Here is an 18,281-nt window from a genome sequence, read left to right on the forward strand (position 1 = left end):
TGCCCCGCCATTCAGCGTGTCATTGCCGGCGCCGCCGATGATCGTGTTAGCGAATGCATTGCCGGTGCCGGTGAAGTTGGCGGAGCCCGTATAGGTCAGGTTCTCGACATTGACCAATGCGGCGATCGAATAGGTTGCAAGCGCCGTGCGGATTTCGTCGGTGCCGGCGCCAACCGCCTCGTTGACGACGTCGCTCGCACTGTCGACCACATAGATGTCGTTGCCGGCGCCGCCTGCCAGCGTGTCGGCGCCGGCGCCACCGTCCAGCGTGTCGTTACCGGCGCCGCCGGTGATCGTGTTAGCGAGCGCATTGCCGGTGCCGGTGAAATCACCAGTGCCGATGAAGATCAGATTTTCGACATTATTGGTCAAAGCGTAGGAAGAAACCGTCGTCTTGACCAGATCGGCTCCTTCATTCGGCCTTTCGGTGACGACGTCGCCAACGTTATCGATAAGATAGGTGTCGTTGCCCGTTCCACCGAGCAGTATGTCTGCTCCGGCCTTCCCGTCCAGGGTGTCGGCACCTGCCGCGCCCTTGATCGTGTTAGCAAGGTCATTGCCCGTCCCGATAAAGGCTGCCGTGCCGCCATAGATGAGATTGTCGACATTGGCGGCCAGAGTATAGCTTGCCAGCGCCGTTTGCACCGTATCGATGCCCTCATTGGCGTTTTCGGTGACGATGTCGGACGTGTTGTCAACGATGTAAGTGTCGTTGCCCGTCCCGCCGATCAGCGTGTCGGCGCCGGCGCCGCCGTTCAGCGTGTCATCACCGGCACCGCCCGACAAAATATCGATGGCCGCACCGCCGGTGATGGTGTTGTTGAGATTGTTGCCAGTGCCGGCAAATACACCCGAGCCGATTTTGGTGAGGTTCTCAACGTTGGCGCTCAGTGTGTAGCTCGCCGCATACGTCTGAACTGTGTCTATGCCCTCGTCGGCGTTTTCAATGATAGTGTCGCCGGCATCGTAAACGACATAAATATCGTTGCCGACCCCACCGGCAAGAGAGTCATTTCCCCATGTACCATTCAGAGTATCATTGCCGGCCTCACCGGAGAGCGTATCGTCGCCTAACCCACCAGTAATTATATTGTCGAGACTATTACCGACACCGGTAAAATTGGCGTTACCTACGAAGGATAGGTTCTCGACATTGGCGATGTCCGCGAGCGAATAAGCCGCAAGATCGGTCCGGATCTTGTCAGTGCCGCCGTCGGCAGCCTCGACCACGACATCGCCGAGACTATCGACCTCATAGGTATCGTCGCCCGCACCACCGATCAGCGTGTCGTCGCCGGCCTCCCCATCCAGCCAATCAGATCCCGTCCCGCCGGTGATCACATTGGCCGCCGCATTGCCGTGACCGATGAACGTGGTGGTGCCGGTGTAGGTCAGATTTTCGACGTTGGCGCTGAGTGTATAAGAAAGCGTCGTCCGGACCGAGTCCGTCCCCTCATTGGCACTCTCGATCACGGTGTCGCTGGCATTGTCGACGATGTAGAGGTCGTCGCCCACCCCGCCCGCCAGCTTGTCGATACCGGCGCCGCCATCGAGTATGTCATTGCCGGAATCGCCGGTAAGGGTATCATTTCCAGCATTGCCCCAGAGCGTATTGTCCGCCTCATTGCCCATAACCGTATCGTTGCCGGAGCCGGCCTTAACGTTCTCGATCAATGATGCAACATTGTCGTGAAAAAGCAGGGCGTTGAAAATGTTGCCGCGGGCATAGCCGTTATTCGGACCTCCACCCAGGTAGGACAGCTGCCCTTGAGAAAAAACCGAGTACCCGCCTGCTCGCAAGTCGATCTTGAGGGCGGTCGTATAAGCGCTCAAATCATAAGTATCGATACCGCCGCCGTCCCAGATTGTCGCGAAGATGCGGTTGGCTGCGGGCGTGATGGCCGCAACGCCGTTGACATAGGTGATGCCCTGGTTCGGATTCCACTTGTAAACGGTATCGCCACTGTTGGTCGTGTAGTCTGCGCCATACATTTCCTGCAGGGCGGCGATATCGAGCATCATGAAGGTTTGTGGCGCGCCATCATGCTCGTACTTGTACCCGCTCAAACTGTCTCCGACATACGTGCGGTAAGACATGATCGTATACTCGACCGAATCGTAAGCACGCGGAACGACTGTCGTATTAGGATAACCAGCTTCGTGAGCATGTTTCAGTCCGAGAGCGTGACCCAGCTCATGCGCCACGGTATGGCCCGCATAGTTGCCGAACCTCGGGAAGCGAAGATCATCTTCGGTGCCGGCGTACCCCGTCCCAAACCAGACATCGCCGCCATGGCCGCCGATATTTGGAGTGTAGGCCCATGCCGTCGGAGGCTGCGACGATTGAGCGAACCGCACAGTTGCGTTAGCCGCGCTTCCGGCCTCAAAGTTGGCGTTCGTGAACCCCTCTACGGAGAAGCCGTCATTTGCCGCACTCCCATAGGATTGCTCCATGAAGAACGAGGCAAAAGACCGCTGTTGCGACGAAATCGAAGAGAATGAATAGTCTTTCTCGCCGCTATAGGCATAAGACGACGAGGTCGTAGGAAAGGCATAGGTTATCGTTCCGTCCCAGGCAGTGCCGTTGACGAGCCCGTCAACTTTCTGATCACCGGTCAATGTGACGTTCTTCGTCGGAGTAATGAGATTCGTCATAAAATTCCCGTTTACCTATTCCATTTCGACCGCGTCTTACGCCGATTTCCCTCTGCTGCATTCGGAAAGGAAATTCAACCAAAAGCTTTATTTCTATTCGAGAAAATTTTTGATCATGGCGACTTGCGCTTATGAAGCTTTTCCTCCGCAACCTCTAACATTGGCCAGAAGACATATTTCCAAGATCCTGCCCGTCCGAACCTTCGCAATTGCTGGCATGACGGCACTTAAATTGAAGTTACGGTTATCTGCTGAAATTTAGTAAGTGTCCGGGCTCATCGGGGAGCGAGGTCCGGATTTTTCGGCACCGATGATCGTTGACTGCACCTCTGCTGCCGCGGGTGGGCTAGGCGGTTCGCATCTTCCGCAATTTTCCTTGCGTGGTCGGATCGTTCGTAATCGAGTGGCGGACTATTGCGATTGGAAACCCCAGCTACTGCGTGCCGCACATGCAGCGCACCCGGTGGCATCGCACCATACGGGCGGGTTGTACTTCCTGAATGTTCGATTTGGTGTGGCAAACAAGCAGCAAAGTCGCCTTCGGAAGCGTATATTCTCTTCGGCGCCGCTTAATCAGCCTTCAGCACGCTCCAGTCGACAGGAGGCGCGCCTCGTCAGCCATTCCACGCGTCAAACCCGGGGCTTTCTGGCAGGACACGACAACACCCGTGCAGGATCATTACGGATACAGTTTAACATTTCTATCGAGATGCTCGATCGAGATGAGATTATCTAGAAGGAGCGATCTGATGGGGACTGAAGTGGGGAGATGGTACGGTTGAGTGGGGTCGAACCACTGACCTCAGGTGCCACAAACCTGCGCTCTAACCAACTGAGCTACAACCGCATAAATCACGTTTGGCGCGACGGGGGTCACATACGAGGACTTGGCGATGAATTCAAGTCCCATTCCTCATCAATATACAAAAAGGCTGGACGCGAGGTCCAGCCTTTTATTTGCGATAGGCCGGAGCCGATCAAGCGACCTTGAAGGACGCCATGGCCTTTTCGGCGGCTTCCTTGGAGGGCTTTGCAAGCTTTTCGGCAACCTGCTTGGTGGTTTCCTGGATCGACTTCGCCTGATCGACGGCGAGCTCGGCCTGCTTGCGCAGGAACGAGGTCTGCAGCTCGACGAATTCGGCGACGGACTTGACACCGAGCAGTGCTTCCATGTGCGAGAGGGAGGTTTCGGCGTTGACGCGCAGGACGTCGATCGCCTTCAGGCCGATCTCGACGGTGCCGGCCTGTGCCGTCTGGACGGTCGCCTCGAGTGTCTTGCCGGCTTCTTCGCCAGCGCTCTTCAGCTTGGCGTAGGCGTCTTTCGACTGCTGTGCGCCCTTTTCAGCGAATTCACGGAAGGATTCAGCCAACTTGGAGGGGTCGAAAGAAGCGATTGAAAAAACATCATCGGTCTTTATGGTAGCCATGGGTCGCATTCCTTTGGGCTAAGGCAGTTGCTGCCTGTGATCATCGAATGACGTCTATATAAAACATCTTATTGTGCATTGCAACATAAATTGTGCAACGCACAAGTCATTAACCCTTTCGGCTGAAAGCACCCCGCTGTTCTGGACCGGCATGCGACCTGCAGTTATTAATAAGCCGTTAATTTAGAAGGCCGACAGCGACAAGGTTTGATCATGCCCGCAGTCCAGTATCCGTTCATCGATATCGCCGTGCATGCGCGGGTGCGGGAGCGCTTTTCGCGCGGCGAAGCCATGGTGCTGTTTTCATCAGATCTTGCCCGCCTGCTCTGGGCAAACGGCGCAGGTGCGGAGCTTTTCGGCCATTCGGCGATCTACGACCTGCTCGATCAGGGCGTCGATCGCACCGACATCACCTTTCGGCAGCTGGAAACGGCGGCGCGTCAGCTCGCCGATATCGGTGACAACAGAAGCCTGATGATCCGCGTCGCCAAGGGCTTTCAGCGCGTGCAGGTGCAGGCGGCGGCCGAACTGATCCGGCTTTCATCAGGCGAGAAGGCCATTCTGTTTTCCGTGCCGGTATCGGCAAGGCCGCTGACGGCTAGCGCTGCGGCGGCCCAGATGCTGCAGGGCCTCGATGATCCCGATACGCATATGGCCGTCATCGGCGCCAATGGCGAGGTCATCGCAGCCTCGCCGGGCTTTGCCTCGCTCGCCATATCAAGCGAGACCGCAAAGGCCTTGATCAACCTTGCCGGCGCGCATCCCGATCGCCTGGTGAAGCGCCCGGTCGCCACCGGCAGGGGCTATCTTCCGGCTGCGGTCGGCAGGCTCAGCGACGAGCCGGCGCTCAATCTGCTCTTTGCCGTGGAAACTGCGATCGGGCATCTTGATCCGGTCGACGCGCCCATGCTCGATGCAGTCGACGGACCGCCGCAGGCGGCTGACGCGCCGGCGGGGGAAGAAGGCGCGTCGTCATCCGAACTTCCCTCGCAAGCGGCGGCTGCGGCGACCGGGATCGGCGAGATCGTCGATGCGGTCTCGGGGATCGAAGAGGTCGAGGAGACGCTGGAGGAGTTCGCCGACGACCGGGAACAGCCGGCAGAGGCGGCCCTCACATCCGCAGAGGCGGCGGTTGCCGACGAGAATCCGGCCCCAGACGAAGCCCCGGAGAACGGCGACGGCGCGACCGAGGGCCGCATGGATGAGGTCGACGAGCCCGCTGCGACCGCCGACGACGCGGCGGAAGCGGCCTTGACGGCTGAAACGCCTGCCGAAGCCGGCCAAATGGCCATCGATGAGGCGCTGGAAGCCGCGCGCGAAGAGCCGGCCATCGCAACAACCGCAGCGTCCGACTCTGCCCCCGCCCTGTCGCTTGCGCCCGAGCCCGGTTTCGTCTTCAGGCCGAATAGCCGTGCCACCCGCTTCGTCTGGAAGATCGATGCGGAAGGCCGGTTCAACGAGGTCAGCCACGAATTTGCCGAGGCCGTCGGTCCGCATGCATCCGCCATCATCGGCTCCGCTTTCAGCGATATCGCCGCTCTCTTCAATCTCGATCCCGAGGGCAAGATTTCCGAGGCGCTTGCGCGCCGCGACACATGGTCGGGCAAGACGATCCTTTGGCCGGTCGAAGGCACCAGCCTCGTCGTCCCGGTCGATCTCGCCGCTCTGCCGACCTATACCCGCAATCGCGACTTCGACGGTTTCCGCGGCTTCGGCGTCGTCCGGCTTTCCGATGCGCAGGAGGATCCGCTGGCGCTCGGCCTGACGCTCGGACCGGACGGCATCGGCCATGATGCCGCAAGCCTCGGCCTGGCGGCCGACCCCTCTGTCACCGAGTCGGCACACGACATTCACGCCGGGTCCGAAGCGGCCCCGTCGGAAACGATCGCAGCGGACGCGATCGAGGACCACCCGCAGACCGAAGAGACGCCTTTCGAAGCGACCGGAGAAGAGGCCGGCTTCGAGCCGCCCGCCCGGGAGAGCGCCGCCGAAGAGATGCAGGAGGGCGCCAGTGAAGCGCCAGCGGCCGAAGCCGCAGACGAACCCCCGGCGCTTCGCATCGTGGAAACGCCCAATCGCCGTTCGACCGACAAGGTCGTGCAGCTTCACAGCACAGGCGCCGCATTGACGGCCGCCGAACAGGCAAACTTCCGCGAAATCGCCAAGCGCCTGGAAGCCTTCGGCGCCCGCAGGCAAGAGCCTGACGCCCCGCCGACGGGCACTGTCGCTACGGAATCAGCATCCTTCGAAGAAAGAGCCATCACCGGCGAAACGCCCGCCGCCGATACGGCCTACGCCGCTTCGGTCGAGCAGACGGCGCCGCAGGAGGCAATCTTCGAGAACGTGGTCGACCCGCTGCGCGAAGACGCCGCTCAAGAACCCGACGCCATCGCCGAGGACGAGCCGACGGAAGGGCTTGAGGAGACGGTCAGCCAGATCGAGGTTCTCACAAGTTTTATCCCGCCGCGCGTGAAGATGATTGACGGGCTTTCGGCCGGTACGGTCGACCAATTGCCGGTCGCAGTGCTTATCCATGTCGGCGATCAACTGATCCATGCCAATCCCGAATTCATGCGGCTGACGGGTTACCATTCGCTCGACGCGCTGCGTGAGGTCGGCGGTATCGAAGCGCTGCTGCAGCGCCGCGAACTTGAGGAAAAGGCAGCCGGTTCCGGCACTATGATGCTCGTCAAGGCCGACGACACGCTGACGCCGGTGACTGCCCGGCTGCAATCGGTGCGGTGGGAAGATGCCAATGCTCTGATGCTGGCGTTGATGCCAGTGGAAGGCAAGGAAGATGGCCGCGGCGACAGCAACCGCCCCGAAGCGCGTCCGGAGCGGATGGTCGAGAAGGTCGCCAAGCTTCAGGTCGAGGTCGAGGAATTGCGCTCGATCCTCGAAACGGCGACCGACGGCGTCGTCGTCATCGGCACCGAGGGTGATATCCGTTCGATGAACCGGTCGGCAAGCGCGCTCTTCAATTACGACGAGCAGGAGACGCGCGGCAAATCCTTCGTCATGCTGTTTGCCCATGAGAGCCAGAAAGCCGTCCTCGACTATCTGAACGGCCTTTCCGGCCACGGCGTGGCAAGTGTGCTGAACGACGGGCGTGAGGTGATCGGCCGCGAGGCCGGCGGCGGCTTCGTGCCGCTGTTCATGACGATGGGCCGGCTGACCTCCTCGAACGGCTATTGCGCCGTCATCCGCGATATCACGCAGTGGAAACGCACCGAGGATGAGCTGCGCAACGCCAAGGGCGCGGCCGAAACCGCCAACGCCCACAAGACCGATTTCCTCGCGCGCGTCAGTCATGAAATCCGCACGCCGCTCAATGCCATCATCGGCTTTTCCGACATGATGGCCGGCGAGCGCTTCGGTCCGATCGGCCATCCCCGTTATATCGAGTATGCCAACGATATCGGCCGCTCCGGCCGGCACGTCCTCGATATCGTCAATGATCTCCTCGACATTTCGAAAATCGAGGCAGGCGAGATGGATCTTGACTTCGCCGCCGTCGGCCTCAACGAGGCAGTCTCGGAGGCCGTCGCCCTCGTCCAGCCGCAGGCAAACGGCCAGCGCGTCATCATCCGCACGGCGCTGTCGCATTCGGTCCCGGAGGTCGTAGCGGATCTGCGCTCGATCAAGCAGATCGCGCTCAACATCCTGTCGAACGCCATCCGCTTTACCCCGTCTGGCGGGCAGATCGTCGTTTCCACCTCCTACGAGGCGAATGGCAGCGTGGTGTTGAGGGTCCGCGATACGGGCATCGGTATGACGCGCGCCGAACTCGACCATGCGATGAAGCCGTTCCGCCAGGTCTCCTCGACCCAGTCACGCCATCGCGGCGACGGCACAGGGCTCGGCCTGCCGCTGACCAAGGCGATGGTGGATGCCAACCGGGCCACATTCTCGATCAATTCGGCGCCGAACGAAGGCACGCTCGTCGAGATCACCTTCCCGTCGCAACGCGTGCTGGCCGGCTGAACCCCATCTGCGGAGCGGAGCCGCCTGAAGGCTGCACGGCAGGCAAAAAAAAGGCAGCCGGAGGCTGCCTTGAATGGGTGCTGTTCAACAAGAGCTCAGTCGATCAACGTCATGTTTCGTAAGCCCGGAGGCTTCAGGCCGCCTCGTTCATGTGCGGCCCCCAAGTTGTTTCACCTTTGACAAAGGTTTCTTAACGAAAGGTTTCCATGACAGGTCATTGCTGAATGGTGAAAGCTTGTGGTTTACCGTTCCTTATCAGTCCCTCAGTTCGCTCAAATCAGCGAAGAGGCCCAATGCTTCGGGGTTGGCGAGCGCCTCCTGGTTTTTCACTGGCCTGCCGTGCACCACCTCGCGCACCGCAAGCTCGACAATCTTGCCTGACTTGGTGCGGGGTATATCGGCTACCGCGATGACCTTTGCCGGCACGTGCCGCGGCGAGGTGCCTGTGCGAATGCGCGTCTTGATCGCCTTGATGAGATCCTCGGTCAGCGTCACACCAGGGGCAAGGCGGACGAAGAGGATGACACGCACGTCGTCATCCCACTCCTGGCCGATGCACAGTGCCTCGGCCACCTCGTCCATCTGTTCCACCTGGTTGTAGATCTCGGCCGTGCCGATGCGCACACCGCCGGGATTGAGCGTCGCATCCGAGCGGCCGTGGATGACGAGGCCCCCATGCTCCGTCCATTCGGCAAAATCGCCATGGCACCAGACATTGTCGAACCGGTCGAAATAGGCGGCCCGATATTTGGCGCCATCAGGGTCGTTCCAGAACATGACAGGCATGGAGGGGAAGGCCTTGGTGCAGACGAGTTCGCCCTTCTCGCCGCGCACCGGCTTGCCGTCATCATCCCAGACGTCGACCGCAAGACCGAGGCCCGGCCCCTGGATCTCGCCGCGCCAGACCGGCTGCAGCGGATTGCCGAGCACGAAACAGGAAACGATGTCGGTGCCGCCCGAGATCGAGGCGAGCTGTACATCTTCCTTGATGCCCTCATAGACGAAGGTGAAGCCCTCGGGCGACAGCGGCGAGCCGGTGGAGGTCATCAGCCGGAGGCTGGAGAGATCGTGGCTTTTGCGCGGCGTCAACCCGCCCTTGCGCACCGCATCGATATACTTTGCCGAGGTGCCGAAAATCGCGAATTTTTCCGCCTCGGCATAGTCGAACAACACATTGCCGTCAGGTGCAAAGGGCGAGCCGTCGAACAGGCAGAGCGTGGCACCGCTGGCGAGCCCGCTGACCAGCCAGTTCCACATCATCCAGCCGCAGGTGGTGAAGTAAAAGAGCTTCTCGCCTGCCTCCAGGCCGCAATGCAGCCGGTGCTCCTTGAGATGCTGCAGCAGCGTGCCGCCGGCCGAATGGACGATGCATTTCGGCACCCCGGTCGTGCCTGAGGAAAAGAGGATGTAGAGCGGATGGCCGAAAGCAAGCGGCGTGAAGGCGATCTCCTTGGCCTCATAGGGAGCAATGAAGGCGTCCAGCGTCGAAGCCCCTGGCGTCCTGTTCGACACCGCCTCGGCATCGCCGGCATAGTGGACGACAATCGTCGGGACACCGAGGCTCGTCGCCACCGCGGCAACCTTGGGACCGACATCCTGCAGTTTGCCGGAATACCAATAGGCATCGCAGGCGATGAAAAGCCTGGGGCCAATCTGGCCGAAGCGGTCGAGCACGCCCTGCTCGCCGAAATCGGGAGAGCAGGACGACCATATGGCGCCGATCGACGCGGCGGCGAGCATGGCGGCGACGGTTTCCGGCATGTTCGGCATCATGGCGGCGATGCGGTCGCCCTTGCCGATGCCAAGTGCCGTGAGGGCCTGCTGCAGCTTCGAGACCAAGGCGCGCAGCCGGTCCCACGACCAGCGGTCTTCGGCCTTGTCCTCGCCGCGGAAGATGATGGCGTCGGCATCGCCGCGGCCAGCCAGCAGGTTTTCGGCGAAGTTCAGCGTCGCATCGGGAAAGAAGCGGGCCTCCAGCATGCTGTCGCCGTCGACGAGCACCTTAGCGCCGCGCTCTCCCTTCACGCCGCAGAAATCCCAGACGCTCGACCAGAACTTCTCCCGCTCGGCCACCGACCATGCATGCAGATCCTCGAAGCCGGAAAGCGCAAGCCCGAACTCGGAATTACAGCGCTCGATGAAGGTATGGATCGGGCTTGTTGCAACGGTCTCGGCCGAGGGCACCCAAAGTGGCTTGTTATCCTGCATTCACTTCTCCTCCCCAATCCCGTCCTTATATCATGCTGCATTGCATTATAAAGAGCGCGACCGTCCGATCCTAAGCCTAAACGCGTCGCATAAACCGGATTCATGCGACGCGGTTCGGCTCTTCGTTTTATGATGTCATTGTCCCGGAACCGCTGCACGCCTCCGGGCGACATGCATTGGATTGCGTAGCCCTGATATTTCATATATCGGGCGAAATCAGCGCTTGACCGGTAAGCGGCGGAGATCATGAGTACGTCTAGACATCGCAGGTGGCGCAGGAAGATCGGGCCCGTTTCGCGCTGGCTTCCGGCCTTTGCCCGCATGTCGACGCTGCTTCTGCTGGTTGCGCTTGCGCTGTTCGTAGCCCTCAGGGTCGCAGCACCCTATCTCATCACCACGGGTTTCGTGCGCTCCGGCATCGAGGATGCGCTGTCGAAATGGACGGGCTACCATGCCGAGATCAAGGGTAATCCGGTTCTCGAATTCTGGCCGACGCCGCGCATCACGCTCAACCAGGTCACCATCCGCCAGCCGCGCGAAAGCGGCGACAAGCTGCTCGGCAGTATTGAAAGCCTGTCGGCGGATTTCAGCCTGATCGATGCGCTGAGAGGCCGGACGAGTTTCCACGAATTCCATCTGCTGCGGCCCAATCTGGCGCTGACGCGTGACGAGAATGGCCTGATCGACTGGAGTCACTCCGGCCTGCTTGCGCGCGCGATCAGCGGCGTGCGCTACGAAACCGGGGCTGAGGTGCTCGATCCCGCTCTCGATGCCGAGATCGGTGCGGTCACCGTCGAGGACGGCACGCTTGCCCTCACCGACCTCAAGAGCGCCAAGACTTACAATTTCGACAGCGTCACGGCCGACATCGGCTGGCCACGGCTCTCGGGCGCGATCTCGGCTGTCGTGATCGCCCGTATCAACGGCGTGGACCTGAAGGTGGATTTCGCCTCGCGCCAGCCGCTGCTTGCCTTTGCCGGCAAGAGCGCCGAGACGCGGACATCGCTGACGTCAAACCTGCTGACGGCCCATTTTCAAGGGATCGCCAGCATCGCCAGCCTTTCGGCGCTGTCCGGCAATATCGCCGTCAGCATTCCCGATGTGCCGGCGTTTCTGACATGGTCAGGCAGATCGCTCCCCGGCGTCGGCACGCTGAAGAGCGCCTCGCTGGAATCCGACATCATGTCGTCGGGCAGCGGGCTGCGTTTCAACGATCTCAGCCTGTCGCTGAACGAGGCAAGCGCCACCGGCGTGATGGACCTTTCGACCACGGCCGGCAGACGGCCGAAGATCGGAGGCACGCTCGCCTTCGACCAGATGAACCTGAAGCCGTTCCTTGATGCTTTCGCCCTGAGATTGGCGGCCGGTGAGGCGGAGGACATCTCCGCCGGCATCAGCGAACCGCTGCAGTTGCTCGACGTCGACGTCAGGCTTTCGGCGCGGCGCGCCGAGATGGGCCGCTTCCAGCTTTCCGATGTCGGCGCCAGCATGATCGTCACCGGCGGCGAGGCGAAATTCGATATCGGCGACAGCGGCTTCGAAGGCGGCGAAATGACGGCGCATCTGGAGGCGACGCGGCGTGACTTCGACGGCGGCGGCAAGCTGCAGCTGTCGATCCGCGACGCCGACTTCGCCGGCCTTGCCGAGCGTCTGCAGCTCAAAGGGCCGCTGCCGCTTGCGACGGGATCGCTCGATCTCGACCTGCAGTCGTCGAAGGCGATCTGGACGGCCGGTCTTGCCGACGTCACCGGCAGACTGCATTTCTGGACGAGGGAGGGCACGATTCCCGGAATTGACCTAGGAGCGCTCAGGACACAGGCGGCCCAAAAGCCGTTCTTTCCGCTGAGTGCCGCAGCGGGCGGCGCTTTCGCCTTCAACCAATTGGACCTTCAGGCCGATTTCGCCAACGGCTCCGCCGAAATCCATGACGCCCGCATCGTCGGGCCGACGCAGACGCTGGCGCTTTCCGGCGTGGTCACCTATCAGTCCAACGGTCTGGCGCTTTCCGGTTCGCTGGAGACAACCGATCCGGCCAAGGCAGCAGAGCTGCCGCTTCTGCCGTTCTTCGTCGGCGGCTCATGGCCGAACCCGGTGATCTCGCCGGTTCCACTTCTGAACACCGCGCCCCACGCGCAATAGCCATCGGGACGACCGATCTGCCGTCGTTTCACAACAAGTTCCATTGACACAGCGAATCGCTAGTTGGCGGCAACCCAACGCTGCGGCCTTCTCAAAGGGCGGGCGTACCAGCCTCTCGCCGAGAAAAGGCCTGGCGGTCATCGGCGAAAAGCATTCCGAGCAAGACCAGCCTGCGCCGGGGACGATCGGTTAATTACCAATCGTATGGCGGCGGTAGATCGACCGTGCTCCTTCATACTATTCAAGCGCCATGAGCGGCACGCCAGCCTGCAGATAGTCGCCTTCCTTTACAAGAAGGTGGACCTTGCCCGCCTTCGGGGCAGCGATCTGTGTTTCCATCTTCATGGCCTCCATGACCGCCAGGAGATCACCTTCGGCAACAGTAGCGCCATCCTCTACCTTGAAGGATTGCAGCGTTCCGGAAACTGGTGCCACAACGCCTTCTTCCTTGTTTTGACCGTTCGCATCGGCTGCGGCGGTGTCGATCCGACCGACTGTGCTAAGACCGGATAACAATATGTTTGGCAGTCCAACTGATACGCGCTTGCCGTCAATCTCCAGCCATGTGTGGGTCATGGATGGGTCATTTGCCGGTTCGGGACGTTCCATCGCGTCTGGCATGGCGGCAAAGTCAGTCTCGATCCATCGCGTATGCACCTTGAAACCATCGCTGCCGATGAAGTCCTTGGTTTCGATGGCCGCACGGTGGAACGGCAGGACGGTTGCCACGCCCTCGATGCGGAATTCTTTTAAGGCGCGGCGAGCGCGGCGCAGCACTTCGTCTCGGTCTGAGCCGCTTACGATGAGCTTCGCCATCAGCGAATCGAACACGCCCGGAATGCTGGAACCGCCAACGACGCCACTGTCCACACGTATTCCGGGGCCGGAAGGCGCATCGAAAACCGAGATGGAGCCGGGCGTCGGCAGGAAACCCCGGCCGGGGTCTTCGGCGTTGATGCGAAACTCCATGGAATGGCCACGCGGTTCCGGCGTATCGATGACACGCAGCTTATGGCCTTCTGCGATGCGAAATTGCTCGATGACCAGATCGATGCCAGTCGTTTCCTCGGTTACGGGATGTTCCACCTGAAGCCGAGTATTGACTTCGAGGAAGGAAATCGTTCCGTCAACGCCGAGCAGGAATTCAACGGTACCGGCACCTGAATAGCCTGCAGCCGCGATGATTGATTTCGCCGCCTCGTGAATCTTGTGCCGCTGCTCCTTGGACAAGAAAGGTGCCGGCGCTTCTTCGATCAGTTTCTGGTTCCGGCGCTGTAGGGAGCAGTCTCGCGTTCCAAGAACGAGGACATTGCCGTGCTTGTCCGCAACGACCTGCGCTTCGATATGGCGGGGTCGATCGAGGAAACGTTCGAGGAAACATTCGCCGCGACCAAAGGCGGCGGTTGCTTCACGAACGGCGGATTCGTAAAGATCGGAGATTTCCTCCATTTTCCACGCGACCTTCAGGCCGCGACCGCCGCCGCCGTGAGCCGCCTTGATGGCAACAGGAAGGCCATATTCCTCGGCAAAGGCGATGACTTCTGCGGCGGAGCAGACTGGACCATCGCTTCCCGCGACCAACGGTGCACCTACGCTGGTGGCAATGCGTCGCGCCTCCACCTTGTCGCCGAGCGCTTCAATGACCTGGGGGGCCGGGCCGATCCAGGTCAAACCGGCATCCATTACCGCTTGCGCAAATTCGGCGCGCTCGGAGAGAAAACCATAACCGGGGTGTACGGCGTCTGCGCCGGCACGTTTTGCAATGGCGATCAGCTTGGAAATGTCAAGATAGGTTTCCGCAGGGCGGATACCTTCAAGTGCATAAGCCTCATCCGCCAGGCGCACAAATAGTGCGTCTTGATCAGGGTCGGCATAAACGGCGACGGACTGGATACCGTAGTCGCAGCAGGCGCGGATGATGCGCACCGCGATCTCGCCCCGATTGGCAATCAGTACTTTCTTCATCGCTGTTCTCCTCGGAATTCTGGGTTCTCGCCCGCCGATATTTCGGCGAACGGGCCTATTGGCCGGAACCTGATTTTTGCGTTCACCGGAATCTGACCCGCAAGATCAAGGTGATAATTGGCGACTGCGCCGATAACCGGATAACCGCCGGTCAACGGGTGATCGTTAAGGAACAGGACCGGCTGGCCGCTGTGAGGTATCTGGATGGCGCCTGTCGCAGTACCTTCGCTTGCCAGTTCGGCGCTATCCTTCCGTTCGACCGGAATGTCGCCAGCCAGCCGGATGCCGACGCGATTCGACTGTGGCGTCACCTGCCATAGCTGGCCTGTCAGGGTCTCGAGTCCCCTTTGCGTGAACCAGTCCGTGCGAGGACCCAGAACCACATCGAGCGTTACCACATCGCAAGGCCCCGGTGGATCGAAAGCCGGTACCTCGAAGATCGAAACGCTCGAAAGGCCTGAGTTCACGAGATTTAAAAAGAGGGTTGAGCCAGCAGTGACCGGCTGGGGGCCGACAATCGCCAACGTATCGGTTGCTACGCTGCCAAGAACAGGTTCGACCTTGAAACCGCCGCGCACAGCAAGATAGCTGCGCATGCCCTTCAGCGGTTGGCCAAAGGTCACCACATCGCCGGGCTCAACGGATACCGGGGCATAAGCTTCGGCAGTGAATGTGCGTCCGGCTGCGGTTTTGATCGTGATCGAGCCGAGCGCTCCGGCAGCACCAATAACGGTCCGGCTTGAGCTTTTGAAGGAAAAACCGCCGAGCGTCAGTTCAAGACAGGGTGTGTTGGCGGGATTGCCGACAATGCGGTTAGCGGCATTGAAAGCACTTCGATCAAGCGCTCCGGCTGCCGAGATGCCCTGCCCGGTTTGGCCGAAGCGTCCGAGATCCTGAAACAGCGCCGGCATCGGTGCCGCAAGAACCTCGAAGCGTGGTGCGGTCCTGTCTGTTTCCGCCTCATCTTTACGCGGCGTCGTGGAGGCAACAGAAACGGTGTTGCCTGCCATATTGAGGAAGCGGACGCGATAACCAGGCTGGAGAAGCGCGCCTGGATCGCGATCGATATCCCACATCTTCAATGGCGTTGTGCCGATGATCTGCCAGCCACCGGGGCTGTTTTGCGGGTAGACGCCACTGAAAGCGCCGGCAAGCCCGACGGAGCCAGCGGGTATACGGGTGCGGGGGCTTTGGCGGCGTGGTACGTGAAGCGCGGGGTCGCCACCGACGAGATAGCCGAAACCGGGCGCAAAACCACAAAAGGCGACAATGAACTCGCTTTCGGTGTGCCGACGGATGACCTCTTCAACACTCAGGCCGGTCAATTCAGCGACGTCGCCGAGATCTTCGCCGTCGTAACGAACGGGAATTTCGACGAGATTTTCCGAGACGGCGATTTTGGCCGAGAGATCGCGGGTCGCAAGCCTGCTTGCCAGTGTCTCGCCGCTAATTCTCTCTGGGCGAAAACGGATCATCAGCGTCCGGGCCGCCGGAACTGTTTCTTCGATACCTTCGATCGGATCGGCTTGAAGGGAGGCGAACAAAGCAAGCGTCTGGTCAAGATCGGCCAGTTCGACAAGCAGGGTGGTGAGGCTGACCGGAAGAAAACGCATTCTGTTCTCACACGTGATCGGCAGAATCGGAAATGTCGGTTACGAACATGTGGCTCGGTGCACGGGTTATGGCGAAGCGAACGCCGGAGGCCATGATGGCTGCCACGGCTTGCCTAAGGCAAGAGGGGGAATGCTCATGCGCTGTTCCTCAATTGCCGGGCGTGAACGAACGGATTTCGACGCCTTCCAGTTCGAAACGGCGGCGGACTTCCTGTGCTATGGCAACGGCGTCGGGGCTGTCGCCATGAACACAGATGGATTGCGCTTCAATCTTGATGCTGCTGCCGTCGATGGCCTCAAGCGTACCTTCACGGGCAAGCTGCAACATGCGCTCGGCGATATGGGTGGCGTCGTGCAGCACCGCACCGGCTTGGCGGCGGGAGACCAATTGTCCCTGCGGAGTATAGGCTCGGTCGGCAAAGGCTTCTGCGACAACAACGAGCCCCTCCTTGCGGGCGAGATCAAGAATGGGTGCTCCGGCAAGGCCCACTAGGATTAAGGAAGGATCGACGGCCTTTATGGCGTCGATGACGGCCCGTCCCTGTCTTGAGTCGTTCGCGATACGATTGTAGAGTGCGCCGTGTGGCTTCACGTAACGAACGGTCGTGCGAGCGGCTGCGGCAACGCCCTTCAGCGCGCCGATCTGATATATGACGTCGGCAATCAGTTCTTCAGAGGTGGCATCGAGATCGCGGCGGCCGAAGCCGACGCGATCCGGGTAGGAGACATGCGCGCCGACCGCGACGCCCTTCTCAGCAGCACCCTTGACTGTGCGGTAGATCCCGGCCGGATCACCGGCATGAAAACCGCAGGCAATGTTGGCGCTGGAAACAACGGCGAGCATTGCGGCATCATCCCCCATGCTCCAAGCGCCGTAACCTTCGCCAAGATCGCTGTTGAGATCGATAACGGCCATCATGATATTCCTCCTGAAGCAGTGGACTTGCGTGGCCACACCAATATGGCCGGCTAAAGTTTGGGTGGATGATTTTAATAGCCGAGCAGCGCGAAGATAGGGCCAACGGACTTGTAGGCCATGTACCAGGTCAGGCAGCAGGCGAGTGCACCAAGGCCCAGGAGCCACCGAGGATATTGGTATCCATGCATCAGGTCTGCGCGCTTCCAGGCTGCGAACAACAGGATCGAAAGACCGATGGGCAACACGAGACCGTTCAGACCGCCGACGAACACAAGCATAGCGGCCGGCGGGGTGGTGACAAGCATATAGGCGATCAGCGAGATGCAGATAAAACCAACTGTCGACAAGTTACGTTGCCGCTCGCTCATATCCGGCTTGAAGGCCGTGAGGAACGAGACCGACGTGTACGCTGCGCCGATAATGCTGGTTAGCGCCGAAGCAAGGAAGACTGCGCCGAACAGGCGGAAGCCGATGTCGCCGGCCGCGGCATGGAAGGCCTGGCCTGCCGGATTTGCTGCTTTGCCGGACAGGTCGATGACCGCTCCAGAGGCAACGACGCCGAGAACGGCCAGGAACAGGATATAGCGCAACACTCCGGTGATAGCGATGCCGCTCAGCGCCGCGCGATTGACCGCGCCGATGTTTTCGACTCCGACCGTTCCTTTGTCGAGCAGGCGATGCGCACCGGCATACGTAATGTAGCCGCCGATCGTGCCGCCCACGATCGTGGTGATGGTGGCAAAGTCAATTGTGGATGGCAGGACCGTCTGGTGGAAAGCATCAGCGACCGGTGGACCGGAAACGACTGCAGCGTAAAGAATAAGTGCAAGTTTGACGAAGGCGGCGACGAAGACCACGCGATCCATCGCCACACCCGCACGACGCGAAACGAAGATGCCGATGGCAACAAGGGCGCCGATCGCTCCGCCGATCTTCGGATCGAGACCGATCATGGCATTGAGGCCAAGCCCTGCCCCTCCCATATTGCCAATATTGAAGAACAGGCCACCGATAATCACCAGAACGGCCAGCAGATAACCTGAACCCGGGATTGCCGCGTTGGCAACTGCCGGCGCCCGCATGCGGGTCACCGTTACAATACGCCAGACATTTGCCTGGACGACGAAGTCGATCAAGATGGAAACGATGATCGCGAAAGCAAAGGCTGCCCCGAGCTTAACGGTGAAATTGGCCGTCTGTGTGATGAAGCCCGGTCCTACGGCTGCCATCGACATCAGGAACATTGCGGAAAGTAAGGCGTAGCGCTGCGCTTTGGCGCTTTGCACAGCCGCAACCTGGCGGCCGTGCGCGAGCTCGGTCTGCTGCATGGAAGTTTCTCCGTTTATCGTCACCCGCCCCTCGCGGATGCTT

Annotated in this window: 9 protein-coding genes, 1 tRNA gene and 1 pseudogene; 2 read left to right on the plus strand and 9 right to left on the minus strand. The window is 60.5% G+C overall.

The window, feature by feature from the left end; genetic code table 11:
* From AC13QO_RS10030 to AC13QO_RS10040, 3 genes are all read right to left on the minus strand, one after another.
* On the minus strand, window positions 1-2,655 hold a 2,655-nt coding region (locus tag AC13QO_RS10030), incomplete at its 3' end, for a M10 family metallopeptidase C-terminal domain-containing protein (RefSeq protein WP_488540577.1).
* 770 nt (window positions 2,656-3,425) lie between these two features.
* Window positions 3,426-3,502, minus strand: a tRNA-His gene (locus tag AC13QO_RS10035).
* Window positions 3,503-3,632: 130 nt separating this feature from the next.
* On the minus strand, window positions 3,633-4,082 hold the full coding sequence (locus AC13QO_RS10040; protein WP_097600366.1) for a phasin: 450 nt from the start codon (window positions 4,080-4,082) through the stop codon (window positions 3,633-3,635).
* A gap of 213 nt (window positions 4,083-4,295) precedes the next feature.
* Between AC13QO_RS10040 and AC13QO_RS10045 the strand changes: the two genes are divergently transcribed.
* Window positions 4,296-8,066, plus strand: coding sequence for an ATP-binding protein (locus AC13QO_RS10045; protein WP_488540578.1), 3,771 nt, complete (start codon window positions 4,296-4,298; stop codon window positions 8,064-8,066).
* A 255-nt stretch (window positions 8,067-8,321) separates the two neighbouring features.
* On the opposite strand, the gene AC13QO_RS10050 is transcribed toward AC13QO_RS10045, so the two are convergent.
* Window positions 8,322-10,274 (minus strand): acetoacetate--CoA ligase, encoded by a 1,953-nt coding sequence (locus tag AC13QO_RS10050; RefSeq protein WP_488540579.1) that lies wholly within the window; start codon window positions 10,272-10,274, stop codon window positions 8,322-8,324.
* A 246-nt stretch (window positions 10,275-10,520) separates the two neighbouring features.
* On the opposite strand from AC13QO_RS10050, the gene AC13QO_RS10055 reads away from it, so the two are divergent.
* Window positions 10,521-12,413 (plus strand): AsmA family protein, encoded by a 1,893-nt coding sequence (locus AC13QO_RS10055; RefSeq protein WP_488540580.1) that lies wholly within the window; start codon window positions 10,521-10,523, stop codon window positions 12,411-12,413.
* 237 nt (window positions 12,414-12,650) lie between these two features.
* Here AC13QO_RS10055 and AC13QO_RS10060 read toward each other — a convergent pair whose 3' ends face one another.
* The 5 genes and pseudogenes from AC13QO_RS10060 to AC13QO_RS10080 form a co-directional block, all read right to left on the minus strand.
* Window positions 12,651-14,378, minus strand: a complete 1,728-nt coding sequence (locus AC13QO_RS10060; RefSeq protein WP_085777004.1) for an acetyl/propionyl/methylcrotonyl-CoA carboxylase subunit alpha — start codon at window positions 14,376-14,378, stop codon at window positions 12,651-12,653.
* Window positions 14,375-15,991 (minus strand): 5-oxoprolinase subunit B/C family protein, encoded by a 1,617-nt coding sequence (locus AC13QO_RS10065; protein WP_085777003.1) that lies wholly within the window; start codon window positions 15,989-15,991, stop codon window positions 14,375-14,377. Before AC13QO_RS10065 ends, AC13QO_RS10060 begins: the two co-directional genes overlap by 4 nt.
* Before the next feature lie 7 nt (window positions 15,992-15,998).
* Window positions 15,999-16,094, minus strand: a pseudogene (locus tag AC13QO_RS10070) (DUF1445 domain-containing protein); the annotation flags it as partial.
* A 45-nt stretch (window positions 16,095-16,139) separates the two neighbouring features.
* A complete protein-coding gene (locus AC13QO_RS10075; protein ID WP_488540656.1) occupies window positions 16,140-16,907 on the minus strand; it encodes a LamB/YcsF family protein in 768 nt (255 codons plus the stop codon).
* A 74-nt stretch (window positions 16,908-16,981) separates the two neighbouring features.
* The gene (locus AC13QO_RS10080; protein WP_085777002.1) at window positions 16,982-18,238 is read right to left on the minus strand and encodes an NRAMP family divalent metal transporter; all 1,257 of its coding nucleotides are present in this window, start codon (window positions 18,236-18,238) and stop codon (window positions 16,982-16,984) included.
* Window positions 18,239-18,281: the final 43 nt, after the last annotated feature.

The sequence above is a fragment of the Rhizobium sp. CNPSo 3670 genome (genome assembly GCF_057784555.1).